Annotated in this window: 21 protein-coding genes; 6 read left to right on the plus strand and 15 right to left on the minus strand. The window is 46.9% G+C overall.

Translation table 11 applies throughout. From position 1 onward, the window contains the following. Positions 1 to 11: 11 nt before the first annotated feature. Together KN811_RS19865 and KN811_RS19870 are read left to right on the plus strand one after the other, a co-directional pair. Entirely contained in the window at positions 12 to 1,349 is a 1,338-nt protein-coding gene (locus tag KN811_RS19865; RefSeq protein ID WP_187964060.1) for a RagB/SusD family nutrient uptake outer membrane protein, read from the plus strand. Between the two features lie 210 nt (positions 1,350 to 1,559). Further along, on the plus strand, positions 1,560 to 1,916 hold the full coding sequence (locus tag KN811_RS19870) for a toxin-antitoxin system YwqK family antitoxin (protein WP_187964061.1): 357 nt from the start codon (positions 1,560 to 1,562) through the stop codon (positions 1,914 to 1,916). Positions 1,917 to 2,196: 280 nt separating this feature from the next. Here the strand turns inward: KN811_RS19870 and KN811_RS19875 are convergent, their stop codons facing one another. The 4 genes from KN811_RS19875 to KN811_RS19890 all read right to left on the minus strand — a co-directional run bounded on the left by KN811_RS19875 (position 2,197) and on the right by KN811_RS19890 (position 9,032). After that, positions 2,197 to 5,700, minus strand: coding sequence for an efflux RND transporter permease subunit (locus tag KN811_RS19875; RefSeq protein ID WP_187964062.1), 3,504 nt, complete (start codon positions 5,698 to 5,700; stop codon positions 2,197 to 2,199). Positions 5,701 to 5,792: 92 nt separating this feature from the next. Beyond that, positions 5,793 to 6,959: an efflux RND transporter periplasmic adaptor subunit gene (locus tag KN811_RS19880; protein WP_187964063.1), complete on the minus strand. Its 1,167-nt coding sequence runs from the start codon at positions 6,957 to 6,959 to the stop codon at positions 5,793 to 5,795. A 36-nt stretch (positions 6,960 to 6,995) separates the two neighbouring features. Beyond that, a complete protein-coding gene (locus tag KN811_RS19885) occupies positions 6,996 to 8,333 on the minus strand; it encodes a TolC family protein (RefSeq protein ID WP_187964064.1) in 1,338 nt (445 codons plus the stop codon). 39 nt (positions 8,334 to 8,372) lie between these two features. Next, the gene (locus KN811_RS19890) at positions 8,373 to 9,032 is read right to left on the minus strand and encodes a TetR/AcrR family transcriptional regulator (RefSeq protein ID WP_187964065.1); all 660 of its coding nucleotides are present in this window, start codon (positions 9,030 to 9,032) and stop codon (positions 8,373 to 8,375) included. 286 nt (positions 9,033 to 9,318) lie between these two features. Between KN811_RS19890 and KN811_RS19895 the strand changes: the two genes are divergently transcribed. Then, positions 9,319 to 10,293 carry a polyprenyl synthetase family protein gene (locus tag KN811_RS19895; RefSeq protein WP_187964066.1) on the plus strand — a complete coding sequence of 325 codons (975 nt, stop codon included), beginning with the start codon at positions 9,319 to 9,321 and terminating at the stop codon, positions 10,291 to 10,293. Between the two features lie 62 nt (positions 10,294 to 10,355). On the opposite strand, the gene KN811_RS19900 is transcribed toward KN811_RS19895, so the two are convergent. From KN811_RS19900 to KN811_RS19910, 3 genes are all read right to left on the minus strand, one after another. Then, positions 10,356 to 11,423, minus strand: coding sequence for a winged helix DNA-binding domain-containing protein (locus KN811_RS19900; RefSeq protein ID WP_187964067.1), 1,068 nt, complete (start codon positions 11,421 to 11,423; stop codon positions 10,356 to 10,358). An 87-nt stretch (positions 11,424 to 11,510) separates the two neighbouring features. Next, on the minus strand, positions 11,511 to 11,879 hold the full coding sequence (locus tag KN811_RS19905; protein WP_187964068.1) for a DUF805 domain-containing protein: 369 nt from the start codon (positions 11,877 to 11,879) through the stop codon (positions 11,511 to 11,513). A gap of 89 nt (positions 11,880 to 11,968) precedes the next feature. Continuing rightward, positions 11,969 to 14,305: a TonB-dependent receptor gene (locus tag KN811_RS19910; protein ID WP_187964069.1), complete on the minus strand. Its 2,337-nt coding sequence runs from the start codon at positions 14,303 to 14,305 to the stop codon at positions 11,969 to 11,971. A gap of 174 nt (positions 14,306 to 14,479) precedes the next feature. Here KN811_RS19910 and KN811_RS19915 point away from each other — a divergent pair, with 174 nt between their 5' ends. Then, positions 14,480 to 15,133, plus strand: coding sequence for a metal-dependent transcriptional regulator (locus tag KN811_RS19915; RefSeq protein ID WP_187964070.1), 654 nt, complete (start codon positions 14,480 to 14,482; stop codon positions 15,131 to 15,133). 4 nt (positions 15,134 to 15,137) lie between these two features. Beyond that, positions 15,138 to 15,962 carry a ZIP family metal transporter gene (locus tag KN811_RS19920; RefSeq protein ID WP_187964071.1) on the plus strand — a complete coding sequence of 275 codons (825 nt, stop codon included), beginning with the start codon at positions 15,138 to 15,140 and terminating at the stop codon, positions 15,960 to 15,962. Between the two features lie 40 nt (positions 15,963 to 16,002). Here KN811_RS19920 and KN811_RS19925 read toward each other — a convergent pair whose 3' ends face one another. From KN811_RS19925 to KN811_RS19960, 8 genes are all read right to left on the minus strand, one after another. Beyond that, positions 16,003 to 16,134, minus strand: coding sequence for a FeoB-associated Cys-rich membrane protein (locus KN811_RS19925; protein WP_187964072.1), 132 nt, complete (start codon positions 16,132 to 16,134; stop codon positions 16,003 to 16,005). A 93-nt stretch (positions 16,135 to 16,227) separates the two neighbouring features. Then, entirely contained in the window at positions 16,228 to 18,327 is a 2,100-nt protein-coding gene (gene feoB, locus KN811_RS19930; RefSeq protein ID WP_187964073.1) for a ferrous iron transport protein B, read from the minus strand. Then, complete coding sequence (locus tag KN811_RS19935) at positions 18,324 to 18,569, minus strand: FeoA family protein (protein ID WP_187964074.1); 246 nt, start codon at positions 18,567 to 18,569, stop codon at positions 18,324 to 18,326. The genes feoB and KN811_RS19935 overlap by 4 nt, the downstream gene beginning before the upstream one ends. A gap of 249 nt (positions 18,570 to 18,818) precedes the next feature. Further along, positions 18,819 to 19,490, minus strand: a complete 672-nt coding sequence (locus KN811_RS19940) for an SCO family protein (protein ID WP_187964075.1) — start codon at positions 19,488 to 19,490, stop codon at positions 18,819 to 18,821. Between the two features lie 117 nt (positions 19,491 to 19,607). Next, positions 19,608 to 20,960, minus strand: coding sequence for a NupC/NupG family nucleoside CNT transporter (locus KN811_RS19945; protein ID WP_187964076.1), 1,353 nt, complete (start codon positions 20,958 to 20,960; stop codon positions 19,608 to 19,610). Between the two features lie 9 nt (positions 20,961 to 20,969). Further along, entirely contained in the window at positions 20,970 to 21,590 is a 621-nt protein-coding gene (locus KN811_RS19950; protein WP_187964077.1) for a bifunctional nuclease family protein, read from the minus strand. 259 nt (positions 21,591 to 21,849) lie between these two features. Beyond that, entirely contained in the window at positions 21,850 to 22,818 is a 969-nt protein-coding gene (locus KN811_RS19955) for an electron transfer flavoprotein subunit alpha/FixB family protein (protein ID WP_187964078.1), read from the minus strand. Positions 22,819 to 22,937: 119 nt separating this feature from the next. Next, positions 22,938 to 23,684, minus strand: coding sequence for an electron transfer flavoprotein subunit beta/FixA family protein (locus KN811_RS19960; RefSeq protein WP_187964079.1), 747 nt, complete (start codon positions 23,682 to 23,684; stop codon positions 22,938 to 22,940). 487 nt (positions 23,685 to 24,171) lie between these two features. Here KN811_RS19960 and KN811_RS19965 point away from each other — a divergent pair, with 487 nt between their 5' ends. Further along, complete coding sequence (locus tag KN811_RS19965) at positions 24,172 to 25,149, plus strand: pyruvate dehydrogenase complex E1 component subunit beta (RefSeq protein ID WP_187964080.1); 978 nt, start codon at positions 24,172 to 24,174, stop codon at positions 25,147 to 25,149. The last annotated feature ends 65 nt before the right edge of the window (positions 25,150 to 25,214 follow it).

Genomic DNA, 25,214 nt, shown 5'->3' on the forward strand with positions numbered 1-25,214 from the left:
AATCCGAGATCATGAAATCCATATATAAATTATTTGTTCTGATCCTTGCCGCAGTTAGCCTTACGGGCTGCGATGTGGAAGAATACCCGAATTTGAACAGTCCTGACCTGGATAACCTTCTGGAAGATCCAACCCTGGGAGATATACAGGACCTCGTTGGAGGAATGCAGGCAGGAATGCGTAATAACATAGGCGGTTACCTGGATAATTGCGGTGTTATAGGGAGAGAATATTATCGATTTGCCACATCAGATCCCCGTTTTACTTCCGATCTGTTGGGTAAAGGAACCGCGGTATTGGATAATAATACTTTTTATATTACAAACCCGTGGGCTGCGAGATACAGAGTGGTTAAAAATGCCCTGATCGTACTTGAAGCCGTGGATATTACAAAATCGGATATTACGGAGGAAGAAAAAAATGGCATAAGGGGATTTGCCAATACCATTCGGGCCTATGAGCTTTTGCTCAATCTCAATCTGACCTACCAGAACGGTATTCGAATAGAAACGAGCGACCCGGATAACCTCGGGCCTGTTGTGGGCTATGAAGAAAGCCTGAATACGATCCAGGAAATTCTGGCATCGGCTGCTACTGAATTGGACGCAGCCGGAGATGATTTTGCTTTTGTACCTTCTACTGGCTTTGAAGGCTTAATACCAGAAGGCGGGGATCATTTGTCTCCCGCTGATTTTATAAAATTTAATAAGGCAATAGCCGCAAGAGTAGCCGCATACAGGGGGGACATGCCCGCTGTTTCTGCCTTGTTAGGGGATTCTTTTCTCGATGTGAACGGGGACTTGCAGGCGGGAGCCTATTACGTGTTTTCCGCAGATGGGAATGATGTGTTCAATCCCATGTTCTTTGCACAAAATTCACCGGCTTCCAATGCGAGAATTGCCCATCCTACTTTTCTGGAAGATGCGGAAGCAGGAGATGAAAGGCTTTCCAAAGTAACGGAAAGAGAGGAGTCTTTAACACTCGACAACCTTACAGGCGATTATGACTTTTTTGTATATACTTCCAATGTCTCTTCAATCCCCATAATCAGAAATGAAGAACTGGTTTTGCTCTATGCAGAGGCTAATTATGAAGCCAATCCGGCAGAAGCGATAAATGCTATTAATGTAGTTAGAAATGCAGCAGGCCTGCCCGATTATTCGGGAGGTATGGGGGCCGCAGAACTGCTCGACGAAATTTTGATGCAACGCCGCTATTCCCTTTACGGAGAAGGACATCGCTGGATTGATATGAGAAGGTATAACAGGCTGGGCGAATTGCCCACAGACCGGGCAGAAGATGATGTGTGGGAGCAGTTTCCGATACCTTTGAACGAGAATGTGGAATAATGTAGGTATGTAACCCAGGGAATTACCCCCGGAGAATTATCGAACTGTTATCCACTGTTCTGGCGAATCTATTGTTTGTAAATTACTGGTAATGAGTTTGTTTTGGGTTTAATGTTAATTTAATGTTATGTAAATGTTTTTTTAATGTAAAATTTTTCGCTATCTTTGTTATAAGAGAAAAGCAAAAAATCCACATAAAAAAACATTGATATGAGAAATATAACATTAATAGCAGCGCTTTTGTTCTCCGGATTCCTGTTTGCCCAGGAGCCGAATGTAAAACCCGTACTGGAAAAGGACGGAGACCTTGTAAAAGCCACGTATTTCCACGATAACGGGGAGATTGCGCAAACCGGCTTCTACAAAAACGGAAAGCCGCATGGCGAATGGAAAGGCTATGATGTTGAGGGAAAAAAGATCGCTTCCGGAAAATATGAAGAAGGAAAAAAAGTAGGGAAGTGGTTTTTCTGGAACCAGGAAGGCTTAAGTGAAGTCAACTTTGAAAACAGTAGAATAGCAAGTGTTACGAAATGGAGTAACGGCAGGTCTATTGTGGTGAATAAGTAATTCCAGAGCAAAGAAATAAAAAAACCGGGATTCACTCAGAGTCCCGGTTTTTTGTTGCTCTTTATTTGAGATTTCTAACAGGCTCCTCCCTTGAGACAAAGGGAGGTGGTCCCGATTTCAATCGGGATCGGAGGGTTTGAAGACCCAAGCCATGGGGAAAATACAAAAGTTGGGGATATACCTATGATTTGGGCTTGGTCAAACTCCCCGTCCCGCTTGCGGGACACCCCTCTTCGTCTGAAGAGGGGAGCCTTTTTTCTTATCCATTATTCATGTTAGATTACGATAGTACAGGATCCGGATCGCTCTCTGCAATATCGTTGTCTCCTTTTTGATCCTTGTTCTTGTTTTTACCAAGCAATCGCATTTTCAGCAGGCTAACGAGGTAAAAGGTTACCGGAACAATGATCAGGGTGAGGAAGGTAGCGAAGGTCAGCCCGAAGATCACGGTCCATGCCAGTGGCCCCCAGAAGATCACGTTATCCCCGCCCAGGTATATTTTCGGGTCCCAGTTGGCAAACAGGGAAAAGAAGTCTATGTTCAGCCCTATGGCCAGGGGGATAAGCCCTAATACGGTGGTAATAGCAGTTAGTATTACCGGTCGTAAACGCGCTTTCCCGGCGTTGACGATAGTTTCTACCAGGTCTTTTTTCTGAAGCATGCTGTTTTCGGGCAAGTTCAGTTCGTGTTTTTTCCTGTCAATGAGGATCTGGTTATAATCCAGCAGTACAACCCCATTGTTTACCACGATCCCCGCCAGGGAAATGATACCCATCATGGTCATGATGATTACAAAGGTCATGTTAAAGATCACCAGGCCGAACAATACTCCGATAAAGCTCAGGAAAATGGCCAGCATAATAATGGTCGGTTTGGAGATGGAACCGAACTGGAATATAAGCAATAGCATAATGAGCCCGAGCCCGGAGAACAGTGCTCCCATGAGGAATGTCATGTTCTTTTCCTGTTCTTCCATCTCCCCGGTAAATACGAAAGAGGTATCCCTGTCAGTGATCTTAAAATTTTTCAGTTCCGATTTTAACTGGGTTACGATCTCATTGGCATTATATCCCGGCAGTACTGCCGAGTAAACTGTTACCAACCGTTTTAAATTCCTGTGCTTGATGGCGCTAAAGGAAGCCGTATTCCTCTGGGTGACCACAGCAGCTATGGGAATTTCTTTCAACTGTCCTGAGGCTGCATCCCTGAAAGTCACTTTTTGGTTGAATAGGGCGCTGGTATTATACCTGTTCTCTTCGTTGAAACGCACATTGATATCATAGTCTTCCCCGGCTTTTTTGTAAACGCCGGCTTTTTCACCAAACAATGCCCTTCGCATCTGGGTACCTACCTGTCCGGCGGAAACCCCGAGTTCTCCTGCCTTTTCCCTGTCGACTGTAACTTCCATTGTCGGTTTGTTACGGTTTACATCGATCTTTAGTTCTTCTATTCCACTGATACTTTTTTCATTGATAAAATCGCGCATACGTTCAGCCGTATGGACAAGCTCGGCATAATCTTCACCTTTTATTTCAATATTGATAGGATATCCTGCAGGCGGGCCCACGGCGTCTTTTTCCACAGAAATACTGACCCCGGGATATTTCCCTGCGAGTTTCGCCTGGACATCCTTCCGCAATTCTTCACTGTCCTGTCCCCGGCGGTATTTAAATTCTCTCAGGGTCACAGTGATCTTCCCCTTGTGTGGCATTTCTGCCGAAGAACCTCCGTCGGTTTCCGGGTTCCCGGCCCCTTCGCCGACCTGGGACACTGCAGATTCTACCATGTAATTGTACCCGTTGTCTATAAACTTGGGAGCGTTCAGCACACTGTATACGTCCTGTTCTATCTTTTTGGTCATGGCATTGGTCTTGTCAATGTCGGTCCCCTGCGGATACTCTATGTATACAATGATCTGGTTGGGCTTGTTGTCCGGGAAAAACTCCACTTTGGGCCCCGCTATGCCTACGAGGACAAAGGAAAAGAACAGCATAAGAATGGTACCACCCACAAAGGCATACGGATGCCATCTTCTCAGGGCAAAAGATAAAAATGTCTTGTATTTATCTTCCAGCCAGGTCAGAAATATCCGTTGAAAACGATTGGCCAGTTTTTTGATAAAATACTTGTATATCCAGAACATGGCGGCTGCGACGATCATCAGGGTGCCTATACCTCTCATTGGGCCTTTTACAAAGATCAACAGTATTCCCAGACCACCCAGTACAATGGACAGGCGAATGAGCTCTTTCCTGGAAAGTACCCGGTTTTTGATCTCCATAAAATTGGAAACCAGCATGGAGTTCATAAAGATGGCCACGAACAGGGAAGAACCAAGTACGATAGACAGTGTCATGGGGAAATAGATCATAAATTCACCCATGACCCCCGGCCACATCCCCAGCGGGATAAAAGCCGCTACGGTGGTTGCCGTAGAGACGATAATCGGGAGGGCGATCTCACCGATACCTTTTTTGGCTGCTTCTATTCTGTTCAAGCCCTCTTCTTCCATGAGGCGGTATACGTTCTCTACCAGTACAATTCCGTTGTCTACCAGCATCCCCAGTCCCATAACGAGGGCAAAGAGCACCATGGTGTTCATGGTAAAGCCTACGGTTTGTGCTATTAAAAAGGAGATGAGCATGGACATGGGAATGGCAAAACCTACAAACAATGCATTCCTGAAACCGAGAAAGAACATCAAAACACCGACCACCAGGATTACCCCGAAAATAATATTGTTCACCAGGTCGTCCACCTGGTTAAGGGTTTGGGTAGACTGGTCGTTGGTAATGGACAGGGTCACATTTTTCGGTAGGTAATTTTCCTGGGTATCTTCCACGATTTTATAAAGGCCTTTGGTGGCGTCGATCAGATTTTTTCCTGCGCGTTTTTTGACGTCGAGCATCACCACGTTTTCCCCGAATTCCCTGGCATAGGTGGTTTTATCCTCTTCCTTGAAAGAGACTTCGGCGATATCTTTTAAATAGATTGCTCCGTCTTCGGATTTTACCACGAAATTCAGTAATTCCCGGGGGTCTTCTATTTCCCCGAGTACCCGTATTGTTCTGCGTTGTCCGCTGGCTATGAGGTTTCCTCCGGATATGGTGGCATTTCCGCCGTTAATGGCATTTATAACATCGTCAAAGCTCACTTTTGCTGCTGTCATCTTGTATATGTCAACAGCTACTTCTACTTCCTTGTCCTGTGCTCCCCGGATATCGACCTGCTTGATCTCGGGAAGTGTTTCTATTTCATCTTCCAGGTACTCGGCAAAGTCTTTTAATTTTTCTACCCGGTAATCTCCTTTTATGTTTACGTTCAGTATGGGGACCTCTTCCGAGAAGTTCAGGTCAAAGACGTTTGGTTCTACTTTTGCACCGTTAAAGGTAGGCCAGTCTTCATTGGCTTTTTCTGAATCTACTTCATCTTTTACTTTCTGTTTGGCGGCATCTACGGTGATATCCTCGTCAAATTCTACCGTAATTATGGAGTAGTCTTCCTGTGATGTAGAAGTGACCTCCACTACATTACTTACATTCCTGAGTTCTTTTTCCAGAGGGTCGGTGATCAGTTTTTCTATATCTTCCGCGGTATTTCCGGGATACACGGAACTGATGTATATCTTGGTCTCCTTGATCTCCGGAAAACTCTCCCTGGGCATGGTGTAATATGCCGAAAGCCCCATGAAGAATAGAATGGCAATAACAACATATATAATGGTCCTGTTGTTGATCGCCCATGAGGAGGGAGCAAATTCTTTGTCTATTTTTTTATTATCCATTTGGTTTAGAAATTTATACCTGTATGTACAGGCAGGATTACTGTTTGGATATTTGTACTCACGAAGTGAGGTTTATGCTCCGGTGTTGTGCTTTACTTTATGATCTTTACCACCTGTCCTTCTTCCACACTTCTGGCCCCTTCGTTGATGAGATGGTCTCCGGCCGATATACCTTCCAGAACCTCCATGATATCTCCCTGGGGTTTACCGGTTTGTATGATTACCCTTTTGGCTATGGCCTGGTCTTTTTTACCGTTTTTTTCGGCAATATAGACATATTGTTCCCCGTTGGCATTTTCGGAAATAATGCTTTGCGGAATGAGTATGGCATGTTCGCTGGTATAATCGTTTACCCTGAGCTTGGCGGTGAGGTTGGGCTTTATATTTCCGGAATCATTGGGAACGTCAACTTCGATTTTAAAAGAGCGGTTGTTCGGATTTATATAATTGCCCACCTGCCTTACTTTGGCATCTACGGTTTTTCCCAGCACCGGAAAATCTATCTCTACGTCTGTTCCTTTTTTAATACTTGCCAGGTATTTCTCGGGTACTTCGGCTTCTATATACATATTATTGAGGCTTACAATACGCATCAGCGGATTTCCAGGGGTCACCGCAGTACCCTGGTCGGTAATAACGTCGTCTATGGTTCCGGAAAAAGGTGCGGTGACCGTGGTTTTTGCAATCTGGTCTTTTAACTGGGCAATAGCTTTTTCCTGGGATTCATAAGATGTCCTGGCGTCCAGGAATTGCATTTCAGAACCGATATTCTGGTCCCATAAGCGCTTTTGACGTTCATAGGTGGTCTTGGCCAGGTTGGCCTGGATCTCCAGTTGGGCCAGTTGCTGCGAAAGGCCTCCGTCGTCTATTTTGGCCAGTAACTGCCCTTTTCTTACGGCCTGTCCTTCTTTTACGTAAACCTGGGTAAGTATACCGTTATATTCGGCATTGATGAGGATGTTTTGCTTTGTGCTGACATTACCCTGCAATTCGATATAGTGATTGAAAAGCGTGTCCTTGGCCTCTGTCGCGGAAACCAGGGCCAGCTTGTGCAGGGTGTCGAGTTTTGCTATGGCTTCGTCCAGTTGTGTCAACTTGCCCGAAAGTTCGTCCCGTTGCATAACCAGTTCCCCTCTTTTGGTTTTCATTGCTTCCAGGGAGCCGCTTTCTATAATGTTCTCTACTGACTTTTTGCCGCCTCCGCCTCCGCAGGATGTCAAAAGGGCGATACCGAAAACAGTGATATATAATTTTTTCATGACCGTATTTTTATAGTGTTTTTGTCTGTGCATTTGTTATTCGTTGGCGTTGTGTAATACAATTTCCAGGTCGGTTTTTGTATTTATAATATCTAACATGGATTGTAAATATTCCTGTTGGGCCGTGTACAATTGTTCCTGGGCCTGTCTCAGGTCAAAACTGGTGACCATTCCTTCGGAGAATTTCACCTGGTTTTTTCGTTCAATACGCTCGGCCAGTTCCAGGCTCTTTTTCTTGTTCTGGTATTGCTCCAGGACAAACTGGTAATCGCTTCGGGCCCGTTGCAGTTCCAGTTGCAGTTGCTGTTCGGTCTCTTTGAGGTCGTTCTTGGCCTTTTCGAGCTCTATTTTCATTCGTTGCGTGGCTGCGCTTCTCCCGAGTGAACTGAATATAGGGACATTGAGAGAGAGGCCTATGGCAGAGTTGCCAAACCATTCCTGCTCGCGCTTCAGGAAGTTGAAATTGTCGCCGAAAGCGAGGTACCCCCCGTTTATATACCCTTCCAGTGTGGGCAGGGCCTTGCTCTTTTCGTTTTTGAGCAACAGCTCCTGGGCTCTCTGGTTATTGCTTGCGATCTTATAATTGATATTGTTCTCTATAAGGAGCGGTTGTTCTGCCAGGCCGGGTATGGTGTTTTCGATAGCCAGGTCATCCAGATGATCGGTGAGGGTGATCTCGGTATCGATGTCAGCGCCTATGGTGATATTGAGCATCTTATAAGCGATGTCCCGGAGCCTCATGTTGTTGCTGAGGTCGCTTTCCACACCGGCAAGGGTGATCTGCAGTTGTTCTACACTCTCTTCCTCGGCAAGCCCGTTTTCGTAGGTTTTCTGGGTTTCATATACGTTTTTCTCCAGGATCTCCTTGTTCTTTTCCAGGATGCGGATGTTTTCTTCCGCGAGGAGAACGTTGCCATATGCATCAATAACTGCCTTTTTTACATCGAGATTGGTTTTCTTCTTGTCGTTTTTTGATATTTCCAGGTATACCTTGGCCGATTGCAGGCCAACCAGGTAAGAACCATCAAATATTTTCTGCTTCAACGTGGCCATGGCAGTGACATTGTGCTTGGTGCCGAAAACCACCTCTTCGAAGGTCCCCGGTTCACCCCCGAAAATTTCCGCGGGGATCAGGGAGACCTGTTGTTTCAGGTTATTCGTATAGTCTACTGCTACATCGATCTGGGGAAGGCCTGTGGCCGTGGTTTCCCATTTCTGCTTTTTGGCGATCTCGATGTCGTTTTCTGCATTGCGGACAGTTCTGTTGTTTTCCAGGGCAAACTCAATGGCTTCATCCAGCGAAAGGTTGAGTTTTTCCTGCGCCGCCAATCCGACGGAAAACAGGAGGATTATAATAGGGAGGACATTTTTCATAAGAACTAATATCTGGTTTAGTGTGTTGAAAAAATACTGTTAATGGTTGTTTTCTTCTTTTGCCTTTATGGAATGCGAAGGTTGAACGGAACTTTTATTGCGGTCTTTCACCAGTATTTCATCCAGGGTCTCTATCCCTTTGGGAGTAGCGATGGCCCGGATGTGATATTCGAGAAAAACATTCATAAGATAGGGCACGGTATATTGCTGGGGCCAGTACATCTCTTTTTCTTTAAGGCCCGTAAGCCCGTTGTGGTATATCTTGGATATGATGTTTATATCCAGGCCCTTCCTGTAATAGCCCTGGTCCATACCTTTTTTCAGATTGCTTATCACACAGCCGTCCATTTTTTTGAACCTTTCTTTCCGCAGGGATTCGAATATTTTCGGATAATACTTTTCGAGCTGGTAAGCGGGTGACGTTTTTTCGTTTTTCAGCCTTCTCAGAACGATCTTCCGCGCTTCGTACATTTCCTCGATAGGGTTGAGGTTCCAGCTTTCTACTTCTTCGATATCCGTGGATATGATGTTCAGGATATGGTTGCAACAATGTTCAACCAGGTCGGATTTATTCTTGAAAAATTGATATACGGTCTTTTTGGATATGCCCATTTCCGCAGAAATGTCGTCCATGGTAACGCTCTTAAAGCCTATGTTTAAGAACATTTCAGTGGCTTTTTCTATGATTTGTTCCTTCATAATTAGGGACAAATATAGCCAAAGAAACTTTAAAAACAATAAAAGTTTCCAAAGTTTACAAAGATTTAATCCTTCCCAGGCCCGGGTTTTGACAAAGAAACAGGGGGTGAGTGACAACCCTGTGTCAGCAGGGAACCATTTTTTATCCACTAAGTAAAATTAAAAATGTCGCCACACGGTCAACTTCTGATTTAACATCCGATACTTAATACTTTGTACTTAATACTTTATACTTTGTGCTTTGTTCTTTGCAAAGGCTGGTGTATTTTAGCCCAAAATTGTATGTATGCTTACCATATCCCGATATCAGGAGGAGTTCCTGGAATACCTGAAGGCCCATTCCTTTAAAAAAGAACCGGAAAGGCTCTACGCCCCGGTACAATATATCCTGCACCTTGGGGGGAAACGCCTGAGGCCGGTGCTTACCCTGCTGACCACCGATATTTTTGGCGGGGATTACAGGAAGGCCCTCGGTGCGGCCATGGCTGTGGAGGTCTTTCACAATTTTACCCTGCTTCACGACGATATTATGGACGATGCCCCTTTGCGCAGGGGAATGCCTTCTGTACACGAGAAATGGGATGTGAATACCGGAATATTGTCCGGCGATGTGATGCTGGTCCTGAGTTATACTTTTTTTGAAAGCTATGATGCAGAGCTTCAGGCAAAATTGATCCGGCTTTTTAATAAAACGGCCAGGGAAGTATGCGAAGGACAGCAGTACGACATGGATTTCGAGACGAGAAATGACGTCACCCTTCCGGAATACCTCAAAATGATAGCATATAAGACTGCCGTGCTGGTAGGATCGGCAATGAAAATGGGGGCATTTATAGCCGGTGCCGGGGACGAAGAGGCCGCAGCCATTTACGACTTCGGGCTAAACCTCGGGATCGCTTTCCAGTTACAGGACGATTACCTCGATAGTTTTGGTGATGCGGAAACCTTCGGGAAAAAGATAGGGGGGGACATTATTGAAAATAAAAAGACCTTTCTGTATCTCAAAGCCCTGGAAAACCTGAACGGGGGTGAAGCCGGGCTATTACGCGATCTGTACAACACCACACCCGCCGATACGGAGAAAAAGATAGAGACAGTAAAAGCCCTTTTCGTATCCAGCGGTGCTGCCGGGCTTATCCGCGAGGAGATCACGCGGTATACCGAAAAGGCCTTTGCGGGTATTGAATCGCTGTCCGTAGACCCTGAGAAAAAACAACTGCTGCTGGAATTCGGAAAAAAACTCATAGACCGCGAAGTCTGACAAAACCTGCAACCTTCAACTTGCAACCTGTAACCTGCAATCTGCAACATCTCCTCCTCCCTTCAAAATTCCCCTCCGGGCTCTTTGTCCAGAAACCGGGCGAAGCGGATAAAGGCTTTCTTTACCTCTGACCGGACATCTTTTTTTACGCTTTCGAAATAATGGGTTTCTATATGCACCCGGTCCTTTTTTACCGTGCGTTTCCAGTTGCCAACAATTTTACCCTCTACCGCAATGACCGGCCAGAAGATACCATTGTTGGATACGGCCTTGTGGTGGTGTTCAGAAGGAAGCGAGGCTGTTCTGTCTTTATAGCTGATGAGAAATTCGTCAAAAGCAGGTAAGGCATGGACAGGTTCGGAATGGTTCTTCTTAAAAGAAAATGCGTCCGGAAGCAAGTATTCCTGTTCCCCTGATTTTTCAACGACAAAATCGGGTTTTATTATTTCCACAGCCCGTTTGGCATCGGTAACGGGGAGGCCGGACCACCAGATAAAATCCTGAAGGGTGGCAGGGGCATGACTGGTAAAGTACCGGGAGGCCAGCATGGCGAGAGATTCTTCCCGGTCCGGAACAGTTGTAGAGGGGACGCGTTCGTCCAGCAGGGCGTAGGTGGTTTGTTTTCCCTTTAAAGGGCCGCTGCATATGAGTTCGTCCAGTTCGGCACGCATGAGCAGGTGGGAGGAGCGGTTTTCGTCGGTTGGGATACCGGCCTGCTGAAGTTCCGCGGTCAATTCCGGCCGGGTGAGGTGGTTTCCGTCGCCCAGTGCCTTCCTGATGATACGGTTGCTCCTGGCCAGAATATCTTCTGTAAGCCCTAACTGCTTGAGCCGGGATCTCATGGAACTTTTGATGTGCGGGGTGGTAAGCCTCAGTATCCACCGCAGGTCGTCCGCTGCCACCAGGTGCCATGTGGGGCGGAGCAGGTGGGTACGGACAACGTCTCCCCGGTTTATGGCTTCTTCCACTGTTTTTTCCGTTATCCCGGGAAGCCGCACGCCGACGGCCCATTTTATCATATTGGGGTCCTGGGCCTGCATGGCTCCCATATAGCTTACCAGGTCTTTTACACTGTTGCGGCTGTTTTGGGTGATGTGCTGGCTGAACAATCGTGAAGCAGGGATGTCCATCGGGGATATTTGTTTGTTTTTATAAGCAGGATTTTTATATCATAGACGGGGTGAAAATCAAAAACAGATTTAAAAGATGTCGTATTTCTATTCTTCTTCTACTCCTATTTTTTCAATTTCCTGGTGGTTACCTTCCTCTTTCGGATTCGGGCCATATTCATTTGGGCCGTATTTACTTTCTGCAAATAATAGATATAAGTTGTAAAAGGGGATTAGCTGATACCATCCGCTATGCCCTCTGTCGTGACATCTTTTGGCTGTTTGTGCTATAAAAAAATAAAGTAACGGAAGTGACAGGGCCAATGGCATTATACCTGCCAGGCCAGGATCTATATTAGTAGCAAGGAGAGCCGAAATAACGTTAATGATCACGGCTCCCGCAAAATAAATAATATAGCTGATTCCGTATTCTGTACGACGAATCCTGCCATCAAATGAAAAAGGATTTTTAAACATGATATAAATTATAAATTGCTGCTGTCAGGGATTAAATATAAAACTTTTCATTTATTAATTGTTTTTCCCCCGAAAATAAATTCCGCTTATTACGGCAGCAATCCTGTACCTATTTTTAATCCTACGAAAAAGGTCCTGGGCCGGGAAGGGCCGTAAATATAGTTGGCATCCCGGTCCGGGCCTCGGTCAAAATCGTCCTGGTAGCTGTTAAACAGGTTTTGTATCCCGGCGTTGAGCTGAAGCTGAAAATCATTGTCGAGGTCAAAGGTGTAGCCTGTTTTGAAGTTGAGCTCAAAAAAGTTTCCGGTCTTTTCCAGCCTGTCATTTTCGACATACCCGGCTATGTGTGGTACATACATGGAACCTGTATACACCCCGGAAATGTTGTTCTGCCATTTTTTTGCCGGGGCATAGGTCAGTATAAAATTACCGTAGAGGTTGGGCGACTTAAAGAAACGCCTGGCCTTGCTGGTCATGGCGCTTTCGTCTTCCGTCCAGCGTACGGGGTCGTCGTAGACCGAATACTGGGCGGTTCCGCCCATTTGCATGACCCATTTTTCATCCGGCGCGTATTTGACTTCGAGATTGACCCCGTAAACATCGGCTCCGCTACTGTTCTTTTTTATATAGATAAACTGTCCGTCAGAGGTGTCGATGTCGAGCTGTTCCAGTTCTTCCGGTGTGGCCTGCTCCAGGATAAAGGGATCGTTAAGGCGGGTATAAAACCCTTCGATGGTGACCCCGGCGTCACTGGTGAGGGTAGATCTGCTCCAGTCTGCGGAGACGAGGAAACTATGGGAGGTCTCGGGTTTGAGGTCCGGTGAAAAACGCACAAAAGACACTTCACCTGCGGCCAGGGTGGAATGCAGGTCTTCCGTAAAATACTGTTGGGCGCGGAATCCTTTGGCATAGCTGGCCCTTAATTGCAGGTTGTCCGAAATGCTGTAAAGGATGTTGGCACGGGGATTGAGATGGACGTCCTCTTCCGTAAGGTTGTGAAAATCGGCCCGCAATCCGCCCAGGAGTTTCAGTTTGGGACTGATCTGCCATTCCTGCTGGGCATACAGGCCATACACCCTGACGGTCTGGTCTATAAAAGCATTGAATCCCGGTTTGGCATCCCGGGCCATGTCGTACTTGTATTCCAGTCCCCCGGTAAAAGTGCCCTCTCCGCCAAGGAAGGCCTCCATATGCCGGCTGTATTGGGAGCCGAATACCCAGGTGACGTCTTTGGAATGCCCAAAACCCCTGATACTTTCTTCATGCGTTTCTCCCCGGCCACCATAAAAGTTGTTGTTTTTGGACTGTTGGGTGGTGGCGTATACCGAAAATTTGTCTTTGAGGTTTGCGGAAAAGGCCTCGTAGGTAAGCCCGCCACTGATCACGTCAGATTCGATCTGTTCCGTAATATCGGATTCAAAAGGCTGAAGGGAAAGGTTATTGCCCCCGCGCCTGAATTCGTGTATGGTATAAAAATCGAAGGATAATTTACTCCTTTCCGAGGTTTTGTAAAAGCTGTTGAAACCAAAGGTCTTGTTTTGCATGGTGGTGATCTCGGTAAAACCATCACCATCATGATCGTGAGGGTCGCGGTCGCGATACAGGCCGTACAGGGTGATACCGGCTTTGTTGCTGTCTGAAAGCAGGGTGCCGTTGATGGTCACAGCCCTGTCGGGAGACTTCCCCTCAATGAAAGCCAGGTTACTGCCTATCTGGAAACTGTTTTCCAGAGGTTCCCTGGTAATGATATTTATGGTGCCTGCAATGGCATTGGAACCGTACAGGGCCGATCCGCCTCCCCGGACTACCTCTATCCGGTCTATGATATTGGCCGGGATCTGGTCGAGGCCGTATACCCCGTTCAGGGCGCTGAAAGTGGGTTTACTGTTGATGAGTATCTGCGAATAAGCCCCGTTGAGCCCGTTGATCCGCACCTGGGAATAACCGCAGTTCTGGCAATTGGTCTCCATACGCAGCCCGGGCTGGAAATTGAGCCCTTCCGAGAGGGAGACAGACTGGGTGGCCTGTAATACCTTATCGTTGGTGACACTTACGATCACGGGGGCTTCCTTCCGGTTCTGACGGTTACGGGATGCCGATACGACCACCTGGTCCAATCCCAGTACATCTTCCTGAAGTTGAAAATTTACGGTGAGTGATTGGTGCTCGTTTAAAACAATTTCTTTCCGGATGGTCTTATAGCCAAGGGCCCGGATCACAAGAGTGTGCTTTCCGGGGTCGGCCCGTAATTCATAGTGCCCGTTGTTGTCCGTGGTGGTTCCCTTTTGAGTGCCTTCGATAAAAACGCCGACATAATCTACCGGAGTTCCCTGATAGGTGACTTTTCCGCGGATGACTTCGTTGTGCACGGCTGCCGGACACAAATGTATACCTAACAGAAGAATAAAAATGTAGTTGATTTTCATAGTGATGGATTTTTAAATGCAATATTGTTGCAAATATAAATGGTAATATTTTATATGCAACTACGTCGCATTTTTTAATATAGCTATTTTTTACTTTTGTTTAAATTAAAATTTAGGCAAAGCTAAAAATTTATTTTTCGAAATAAAAATGTATTTTTGCGTAAATAAAATTTTATGACACTGTCGGAAGAGAACTATCTGAAAGCCATATATCACCTGAGTAAGGATGCCAGGGATGAGGTGTCTACAAATGCCATTGCCGATGCCATGGAGACCAAGGCCTCTTCGGTTACGGATATGGTAAAGAAGCTGTCGGAAAAGAAACTGGTGAAATATAAAAAGTACCAGGGAGTAAAGCTCACGGAAGAAGGAAGGCTGTATGCCGTGAATGTTATTCGTAAGCATCGCCTGTGGGAGGTTTTCCTGGTGGAAAAACTCAATTTTTCATGGGACGAGGTGCACGACGTTGCCGAACAGCTCGAACACATAAAGTCGGACAAGCTGGTCGAGGAACTCGATACTTTCCTGGATTATCCTACCGTAGACCCGCATGGCGACCCTATTCCGGACAAGCACGGGAAGATACAGCCTTCGTCCAAAGTCTTGCTGTCCTCCCTGAAAAAGGGGGAGAAAGGGGTATGTGTCGGGGTCAAGAATTCTTCCAAGGAATTTCTTCAATACCTGGACAAGCTCCGGATTTCACTGGGGGACGAATTAACTGTTCTTTCCAGGGAGCCTTTCGATAACTCCGTGCTGATTCGCATCAACGATTCCGAGCTCAATGTGTCGTCGCTCACAGCTACTAATCTCTATGTAACAAAGACCTGAATATATGTTTGACAAGATCATTGCTTATTTTGAGTCAATAGACCCTGTTGTAGGGGCTTTATTGGCTACTACATTCACCTGGTTGCTCACTGCCGCGGGAGCAGCGCTGGTATTTCTTTTTAAAGGGATGAAACGAAGTGTGCTGGACGGTATGCTGGGTTTTACCGGCGGGGTTATGGTAGCTGCCAGTTTCTGGAGTCTGCTGGCCCCGGCCATTGCCATGAGCGATGGAGAAGGTTTTGCCAAGGTTATGCCATCTGCGGTTGGTTTCGCACTCGGAGCGGTATTTCTTTTCGGCCTGGACAGGTTGCTTCCGCACCTGCATATCAATTTCAAGGAGAGCAGGGCCGAAGGGGTGCATACCGGATGGCACCGGACCACCCTGCTCGTCCTGGCCATTACCCTGCACAATATTCCTGAAGGGCTGGCCGTAGGTGTGCTCTTCGGCGGTGTTGCCGCAGGGATCCCGGAAGCCTCCATTGCCGGGGCCGTGATCCTGGCCCTGGGGATAGGGATACAGAATTTTCCTGAGGGTATTGCAGTGGCCATGCCGCTGCGCCGGCAGGGGATGAGCCGTAGACGGAGTTTCTGGTACGGACAGCTTTCTGCCATCGTAGAGCCCATAGCAGGGGTAGTGGGAGCGCTTGCCGTTACTTTTTTTACTCCTGCCCTGCCTTATGCCTTGTCTTTTGCGGCCGGGGCCATGATATATGTGGTGGTGGAAGAAGTGATCCCGGAGACCCAGCTGGACAAGTATACAGATATTGCCACCCTGGGCTTTATAGGCGGGTTTATTATTATGATGTCACTGGACGTGGCCCTGGGATAGGGACACAGCATTGCACCCCTGCCTTATTGATCGTGTAGGTTCAGTGGCAACCGCAGTCCTGGTTACTACAGGCCTTTTTGGTTTTCTTCTTCGGCAGGAAAAATTTCTTTACCAGGAAACCGACGGCTATGGCCAGGGCTGCGTAAACTAATATGGTCTGAATATCCGGCATATCTGTTATAATGTTAGGTCTGCTGTCTCGTTTGAGACGCACGGCCGTGCGTCTCTACAATAGGGGGTACCATGCATGGTGCCTATACCAATTTTATTTTAAAACCTGGTAGGCTATAAGGGCTACAATATAGGCGAAACCGCTCATAAGGATCAGTTGTGCCATGGGCCATTTCCAACTATTGGTCTCTCTTTTTACAATGGCCAGGGTACTCATACACTGCATGGCAAAGGCATAGAACAACAAGAGGGATACTCCGGAGGCCAGGTTAAACAGTTTGCCCCCGGTTACGGGGTTGATCTCCGCTGCCATACGATTCTTTATGGTGCTCTCTTCTTCGCTTCCCACGCTGTATATCGTGGCCAGTGTACCTACGAATACTTCACGGGCGGCAAAGGAACTTACCAGGGCAATGCCTATTTTCCAATCATAGCCCAGGGGTTGAATAGCCGGCTCTATGGCTTTTCCGATAATACCAATATACGAATTTTCCAGCTGATAGGAAGCGATCTCGGTGTTCAGGTCTTCTTCGCTGATGTCCTGGCCCCGGTGTTTTTCTGTTACGATCTCTTCGGCGTTGGCATATTTGTCGGAAGGTCCGTTGGAAGCCAGGAACCAGAGGATTATCGATATGGCCAGGATGATCTTCCCGGCACCGAAAACAAAGCTCTTGGTCTTTTCCAGTACGGTCAGGGCTACGTTTTTCAGGAGCGGGACCTTATAATTGGGCATCTCCACCATAAAAAACGACTTGGTCCGGGTTTTCATGACCTTGTGCAATAGGTAAGCCGATCCTACGGCGGTGATAAAGCCGATCAGGTAAAGCGCCATGAGCATCAGTCCCTGGTAATTCAATCCCATGAAACGCTTGTCCGGGATCACCAGGGCAATGATAATAAGGTAAACGGGCAACCTTGCGGAACAGGTCATAAAAGGGGTTACCAGTATGGTAATAAGGCGTTCCTTCCAGTTTTCGATATTACGTGTGGCCATAACGGCAGGTATGGCGCAGGCCGTCCCGGAGATCAGGGGAACCACGCTCTTACCGCTAAGCCCGAAGCGGCGCATCCCCTTGTCCATAAGAAAGACCACCCGGCTCATGTACCCGGATTCTTCCAGGAGCGAAATAAAGAGGAACAGGAAGGCGATCTGTGGAATAAAGATAACGATCCCCCCTATACCGGGTATAAGGCCTTCTGAGATAAGGTTTGTAAATACCCCGGCAGGTAGTGTGGCTTTGGCCCATTCGCTGAAAGAAGCAAATAATTCGTCAATATAATCCATGGGGTATTGGCTCCAGTTAAATATGGTCTGGAAGATGAGCAGCAATATGGCAAAAAAGATGACATAGCCCCAAACTTTGTGAGTGAGTACCCTGTCCAGGGAAGCCCTTAAGCCCTTGGCGGCCCCGGCATCTACTTTATATCCTTCTTTGAGCGTGCCGTTTATGAACTGGTAGCGGCAGATCGCTTCTTTTTGCTGTAAGCGTTTGAGTTCGGACCGGGACTTTGTATTAAAGGACGACGTATCAGGGATCGTATGCCGGTTGAGCTGTACGAAATTCACATCCTGTGTAATGACCAGCCATAATTTGTACAGTTCCTGATCGGGAAAGGCATTCTGGAGGTTTTCAAAATAATCCTTGTCTATAACCGAAGCATTGACGCAGGGCTCGGTAGGTAGTTTCCGGTATTCGAGTATCAGTTCCTTGATCGTGTCGATCCCGGTACCCTTGCGCGAGCTTACCAGGGCTATCTTGGTGTTCAGTTTTTTTTCGAGCAGTTCAATGTCGAGCGAAATGCCTTTCCGGTCCATGCGGTCAGCCATGTTTATGGCCAGGATGGCAGGGATCTTCAGGTCTTTGATCTGGGTAAAGAGCAGCAGGTTGCGCTTCAGGTTTTCCACATCGCTGATAACAACGGCCACATCGGGAAAATCCTTGTGGCTTTTGTTGAGCAGTAACTCTATAACAACATTTTCATCAAGTGAAGTGGCATTGAGGCTGTAAGTACCGGGAAGGTCCAGGATATGTGCCTTGATTCCTCTTGGAAGTTTGCAAACCCCTTCTTTTTTCTCCACAGTGATCCCCGGGTAATTCCCTACTTTCTGGTTGAGGCCGGTAAGCTGGTTAAAAACCGAAGTCTTACCGGTATTTGGGTTTCCTATGAGTGCTACTTTGATCTGTTTGCTCATAACGCCCGGGTTTCGTTTAGTTTTTCGATTTCGATAAGCAGGGCGGTTTCCCGTCGTATGGAAAAGAAAGAACCGTTGATATTGAGATATAAGGGGTCCCTGAACGGTGCCACCTGTAACAGTTCTACTTCATTGCCCGGAAGGCATCCCATTTCAAAGAGTTTTACCGGAACATTATCTATGGAGATATCCTTGATAATGCCCTTTTCGCCGCGTTTGAGATGTGCTATGGTAGTTTTCAATTTTTATTTAGAATGAATTTAAGTAGTCAAAAGTAATGCAAAAAGTTAGCTTAGAAAAATAAGTGTTAACTATTTAAAAATGCAAGTGTAAGGAAAAATACGGGATTACCAGGGATATACGGTTATTTTGTAGGGAAAGCCCCTCCTGAAATTTAACATCTTTTTAGGTTTTGGAGGATTTCAGGGTGGTTGTTCCGAGGGAATAAGTGGTGTTTTTAATTGGTGGGTTCTCCTTTTTATCACCGCACCTTATTCTTCCTCCGCCTTCAGGATTTTGAGGTCGTGCATCAGTTTGTTCATGTCCTCGTCATTGGTGCCGTCATAGAAACCACGGATACGTTTTTTCTTGTCCACCAGGATAAAGTTTTCGGTATGTATCATGTCATACGGGCCGCCGTCGCCATCGGTCAGCACGGCGAGATAGGATTTTCGCGCCAGTTCGTAGATCTGTTTTTTATCGCCTGTGACCAGGTTCCACTTTTTGTCATTTACCCCTTTTTCGAGGGCGTATTTTTTTAGTTGTGGTACCGAATCTATTTGCGGGGTCACGGAGTGGGAGAGGAGCATTACGTCGTCATAGGGCAGGATATTTTTCTGGATGTCCACCATATTGTCCGTCATTATGGGGCAGATGGAAGGGCATGTGGTAAAGAAAAAATCGGCAATGTAGATCTTGTTCTTATAATCTTTCTGGGTAATGGTATCCCCGTTCTGGTTGATGAGTTTGAAATCGGCAATGGTGTGATATTTCTTAACGTACTGTATGGTACTGTCCACCAGTTCGGCCTTTACCATGGACGGCTGATATATGGGCAGGGTTTCCTCGGGCTTCAGCGCATTGTAGAAAAGCGTGATGATAATGGCCGAAAGGATAAAAAGGGTAATGGCCAGGTACTTGAATTTACTGAAAAACCGCAGCATGGAACATTGTCTTTAGTCTCAAGGCACAAAATTAATAAATTGTGGGTTGCAAGGGGGGTAATTCCCTGTTTTAACATTGTCACAACACAATTTTTTATACTTTAATGCTTCCCGGGACTACCCAATGATCATTCCGGCGAGGGTAGCGGAGATGAGGGAAGCCAGTGTGCCGCCAAGGACGGCTTTCATGCCGAATTCAGACAGGGTTTTGCGCTGGCCGGGAGCCAGGGAGCCTATGCCGCCTATCTGTATACCGATGGACGCAAAGTTGGCAAAACCGCAAAGCATATAGGTGGCCATGATAATGGACTTGTTATATGTGAAGTGCAGGGGTTGTGATGCATCTTTCAGATCGGCCAGTTGAATATAGCCTATAAACTCACTGGCAGCGAGCTTTACCCCTAAAAGTTGCCCCATAAGCGCCATATCTTCTTTGGCCACCCCTATGACCCACATCAGGGGAGCAAAAATATAGCCCAGTACGAGTTCCAGTGAGAGTTTGTTATACGAGGTGTTTTCAGCTATCCATGCGTTGATGTGCCCTATCTGTCCCAGTTTCAGTAAACCGTAATTGATCATGGCAATGAAGGCTACAAATACCAGTAACATAGCCGCTACGTTGGCTGCGAGTTTTAATCCTTCGGTGGTACCGGTAGCCATAGCGTCGAGAAAATTGGAGCCTATGTTCTGTTTAGACACTTCGACAACCTGGTTAACATGCTCTGTTTGCGGTACGAGTATTTTGGAGACTACGATGGCTCCCGGGGCGGCCATAACGGAAGCTGCCAGCAGGTGCCGGGCAAATTCCAGGCGAAGGGCCTCGTCAGATCCCCCTAGGAAGCCGATATAAGCGGCGAGTACCCCTCCGGCCACGGTGGCCATTCCGCCTATCATAACCAATAGTATTTCTGAACGGTTCATCTTTTCCAGGTAAGCCTTGATCATCAGGGGCGATTCGGTTTGGCCCAGGAAGATATTGCCCGCAACAGAAAGGCTCTCCGCCCCGGAGATCTTTAATAGTTTAGTGAGCAGCCATGCCATGCCCCGGACTACTTTTTGTATGACCCCGAGATAGAACAATACCGAGGTGAGTGCAGAGAAGAAAACGATGGTAGGCAGGATGGTAAATGCAAAATTCAGTAGAGGGCTTTCTATTTGATTGGTGGAAAAGGAGCTGAAGAGAAACTCGGTCCCGGCTTCCGTAAAGGTGAGTATCTTGTTAAAACCCTTGCCCAGTATGGTAAATATTTCGCGGATAAACGGTACTTTGAGAATGCCGATGGCCAGTACGAGCTGGGCCAGCAGCCCCAGGCCCACGGTTCGCCAGTTAATGGCTTTTTTGTTGCTGCTGAACAAATAGGCAATGGCAATGAGCACGATCATGCCCAATGCCCCTCTTCCTAATCCGTATAAAGAAAAACCCTGACTGGGTTCTATGGCAGATAGGAAAACGAGTAAAGATCTTTGCATGTGATACGATTATTTTTTTTCCCGCTTGGAGATTTCGTCCCTGATTTTTACGGCCTTTTCGTAGTCTTCATTGGCCACGGCGCTCTCGAGCATTTTGTGCAGTTCCTCGAGGCTTAGTGCGCTGTAATCTTCTGAAGCGGAAGATGATTTTCCCTGGCCTGAGATAATATCTTCAGAGACCATGTTCTCTTCCTTTTGTTCCTTGTCTTTCGGGGAGAAACTAAGGTATATACCTGCCTTGTCCAGGATGTTTTTATAGGTGAAGATGGGAGCGTTAAAACGTAAGGCCAGGGCAATGGCATCACTGGTACGGGCATCGATGATCTCTTCGATCTTGTCCCGTTCACAGATAATACTGGAATAGAACACGCCGTCCACCAGTTTATGGATGATCACCTGTTTGACCACGATGTCAAACCGGTCTGCAAAGTTCTTGAAGAGGTCGTGCGTGAGTGGCCTTGGCGGTTTTATTTCCTTTTCCAGGGCTATAGCAATGGATTGTGCCTCGAAGGCGCCGATGACAATAGGGAGTTTCCGGTCTCCATCAACCTCGTTGAGGATAAGTGCGTAAGCGCCGTTCTGGGTTTGGCTATACGATATTCCTTTTATATTTAACCTGACTAAACTCATATGTATATAGAACTGGACATAAAACTTTTCATCATTTGCTAAGGCAAAGATGAAAAAATTTTGTGCGAATTCCTCACTGGCGGACCTTGAATTTGTGTTTTCCGGTACAAAAGCCTGGTGTCTGCCGGTTTTTCCGGTATGGCCGGGCCAGTTCAGATATGGTTTGGGCGGTCTTTACAGGAGAAAAATATAAAAAGGCTGCCCGAACCGGGCATATCCCGAATTCCGGCAGCCCTTTAAGGGCACAATTTACCAAAAATTATGAGTTTTGTGCTTTAAATTCCTTTAATTTTTCGATTAGTGCGGGGACTACTTCGAAGGCATCTCCTACCACGCCATAGTCTGCAGCTTTGAAGAAGGGAGCTTCCGGATCGGAATTGATCACCACTTTTACTTTGGAGGCATTGATACCTGCCAAATGTTGTATGGCCCCGGAAATACCTACGGCGACATAGAGGTTTGAGGCCACGGGTTTACCAGTCTGGCCTACGTGTTCGCTATGTGGTCGCCAGCCCATGTCCGATACGGGTTTGGAGCATGCCGTAGCGGCTCCGAGCACATCGGCAAGCTCTTCGATCATACCCCAGTTTTCGGGGCCCTTCAGCCCGCGTCCGCCGGAAACCACGATCTCGGCATCGGCTATGGTCACCTTGCCGGTGGTCTTGTCTACCGACTCGGTTTTAATAGAAAAATCGTCGTCGTTCAGAGAAGGGGAGAAGGCCTCTTCTGCAGCGGCAGCTTCGCTCTCTTTTAAACCGAAAGAGTTTTTGGAGAGGCCGAGCAGTTTTATGTCGGTGCTGATCTCCGTAATGCTAAATGCTTTATTGGTAAAGGCCGTTCTTTTTACCCGGAAAGGATCAGTGCTTTCGGGAAGGGCTACCACATTGGAAGCATATCCCGCCCCAAGGTTAACAGCCAGTACCGGGGCCAGGTATTTGTCATTGGCACTCGAACTGATAAGCACAACTTTGGAACCTTCCTGGTCAGCGGCCTGTTTTATGACATCGGCATAAGCGCGGGCATTGAAGGCGGAAAGTTTTTCGTCAGATACTTTGAGCACCTTGTCCACACCGTACTTGCCGAGTTCGGCCGTGTTTTCGGCATTGATGGCTACGGCAGTTACCGTATCTCCCGTTTGTCCGGCCAGGGCCCTGGCATATGAGGCCACCTCAAATGCTATTTTTTTTAACTTGCCCTCTTCAGATTCAGCATATATTAAAATAGACATAGTTTTTTTATTTAAGATTAATAGCTCCCCTCTTGAGGGGGGCAGGGGGGTGTTCATTCAGGACTTAATACATTATTATTAAGAAATCTCCCTAATCCCCTCCAAAAAGAAAAATTATTTTATATCACTTTAGCCTCATTGTGCAGTAACTGAACAAGTTCGTCCAGGTTATCCGGAGAAACCAGCTTTACTTCGCCTTTCGGGGCTGGTTTTTCGAATTTTACGGCAGCTGTCCGGCCTGCGACTTCGGCAGGTTCCAGTACGGTGAGCTGCTTTTTCCGGGCCATCATAATGCCCCGCATGTTGGGGATGCGCAGGTCACTTTCTTCTACCAGGCCTTTTTGTCCGCCTATGATGAGGGGCAGGGCGCATTTTACGGTTTCCTTGCCGCCGTCTATTTCGCGTATGGCCGTAGCCTCGTTGCCTTCTACCTCCAGTCCTATACAGGTGTTTACGAAGTTTGCTCCCGTAAGGGCGGCCAGCATTCCGGGAACCATCCCACCATTGTAGTCTATCGATTCCCTGCCGGCTATAATGAGGTCGTATGCTCCTTCTTCAATGACCCGGGCCAGTTGCTTCGCCACAAAAAAGCCGTCGGTAGCTTCGGTGTTTACGCGTATGGCTTCATCGGCACCTATGGCCAGGGCTTTTCGGAGTGTGGGCTCGGTCTCCGGTCCGCCTACATTGACCACGCTTACCGTAGCACCCTGTTTTTCTTTGAACCACATGGCCCTGGTAAGACCGAATTCGTCATTCGGATTGATGACAAACTGCACCCCGTTGGTGTCGAATTTTGTATCCCCGTCCGCAAAATTGATCTTGGAGGTCGTGTCCGGAACGTGACTGATACATACTAATATCTTCATGTCTCTGTTTTTTGAATTTTTACCATGCTTTCATCGCCCCGACAGAGCTCAATACGGGTAAACCTGGTAATCAAAAGTTGAGAAATAAACAAAGTTTGTTGAAAATCCCGGTTGCTGAGCGAAGCCGAAGCAATATGGTTACGAAGATAGATATTATTTCCCAAATATGCTATGCGTGCATAATATTTTTTTTAAAAGTGAGAGGGTGAGAAAGTGAGAGGGCGAGAAGTGAGATGCCTTATTGTAACATTTCACTTTCCCACCTTTCCACTTTCTCACAAAATTTATGAAAATGCAGGCTGTAGAATTTTTAATTATTACTATTTTTGCTTCGCTTTGGATAGTGAGTTGATGAGTTGATAATAATATTAAACAACAAAATACAAAAAACTCCAGGACTCCCAAACTCCGGGACTCCGGAACTTCTCAACTCCGGAACTCCCAAACTAAAAAAACTAAGAACTATTTTCAATATCATATATAGTACATGAGAACAATACAATTTAGAGAGGCCATAGCCGAAGCCATGAGCGAAGAGATGCGAAGGGATGAAACCATTTACCTCATGGGTGAGGAAGTGGCCGAATACAACGGTGCTTACAAGGCTTCCAAGGGAATGCTCGACGAATTCGGGCCCGACAGGGTTCTGGACACCCCCATTTCCGAACTCGGTTTTGCCGGGGTAGGTGTAGGGTCGGCGATGAACGGGAACAGGCCTATCATTGAATTCATGACCTTTAACTTCTCGTTGGTGGGGATTGATCAGATCATCAACAATGCAGCCAAGATACGCCAGATGAGTGGCGGACAGTTTAATATTCCGATCGTGTTTCGCGGACCGACTGCTTCTGCAGGGCAGCTTGCGGCTACCCACTCACAGGCCTTTGAAAGCTGGTTTGCCAACTGTCCCGGACTTAAAGTTATAGTGCCTTCCAACCCTTACGATGCCAAAGGATTGTTAAAATCTGCTATCCGTGACAATGATCCCGTTATCTTTATGGAGTCGGAACAGATGTACGGCGATAAGGGAGAAGTTCCGGAAGACGAATATACATTACCCATTGGTGTTGCCGATATTAAAAGGGAAGGTAGCGATGTTACCATCGTATCTTTCGGAAAGATCATCAAGGAAGCGTACAAGGCAGCCGACGAGCTGGCCAAGGAAGGAATAAGCTGTGAGATCATCGATCTGAGAACCGTATGCCCTCTCGATCACGAGGCCATTCTGAAATCGGTCAAAAAGACCAACCGCCTGGTGATCCTCGAAGAAGCATGGCCGTTTGGCAATGTTTCCACAGAGATCACTTACCAGGTACAATCCCAGGCTTTCGATTACCTGGACGCACCGATCGTAAAGATCAATACGGCAGATACTCCGGCGCCATATTCTCCGGTTTTACTGGCGGAATGGCTTCCTAATCAGGAAGATGTGGTCAAGGCGGTTAAGAAAGTTTTATACCAATAAAATCGTTTTTTTTGCGTTATATAAACTTCACCGATAGCTTTGTTGGTGAAGTTTTTTATTTTTAA

The organism is Sinomicrobium weinanense, assembly GCF_018863395.1.
GTDB lineage: Bacteria > Bacteroidota > Bacteroidia > Flavobacteriales > Flavobacteriaceae > Sinomicrobium > Sinomicrobium weinanense.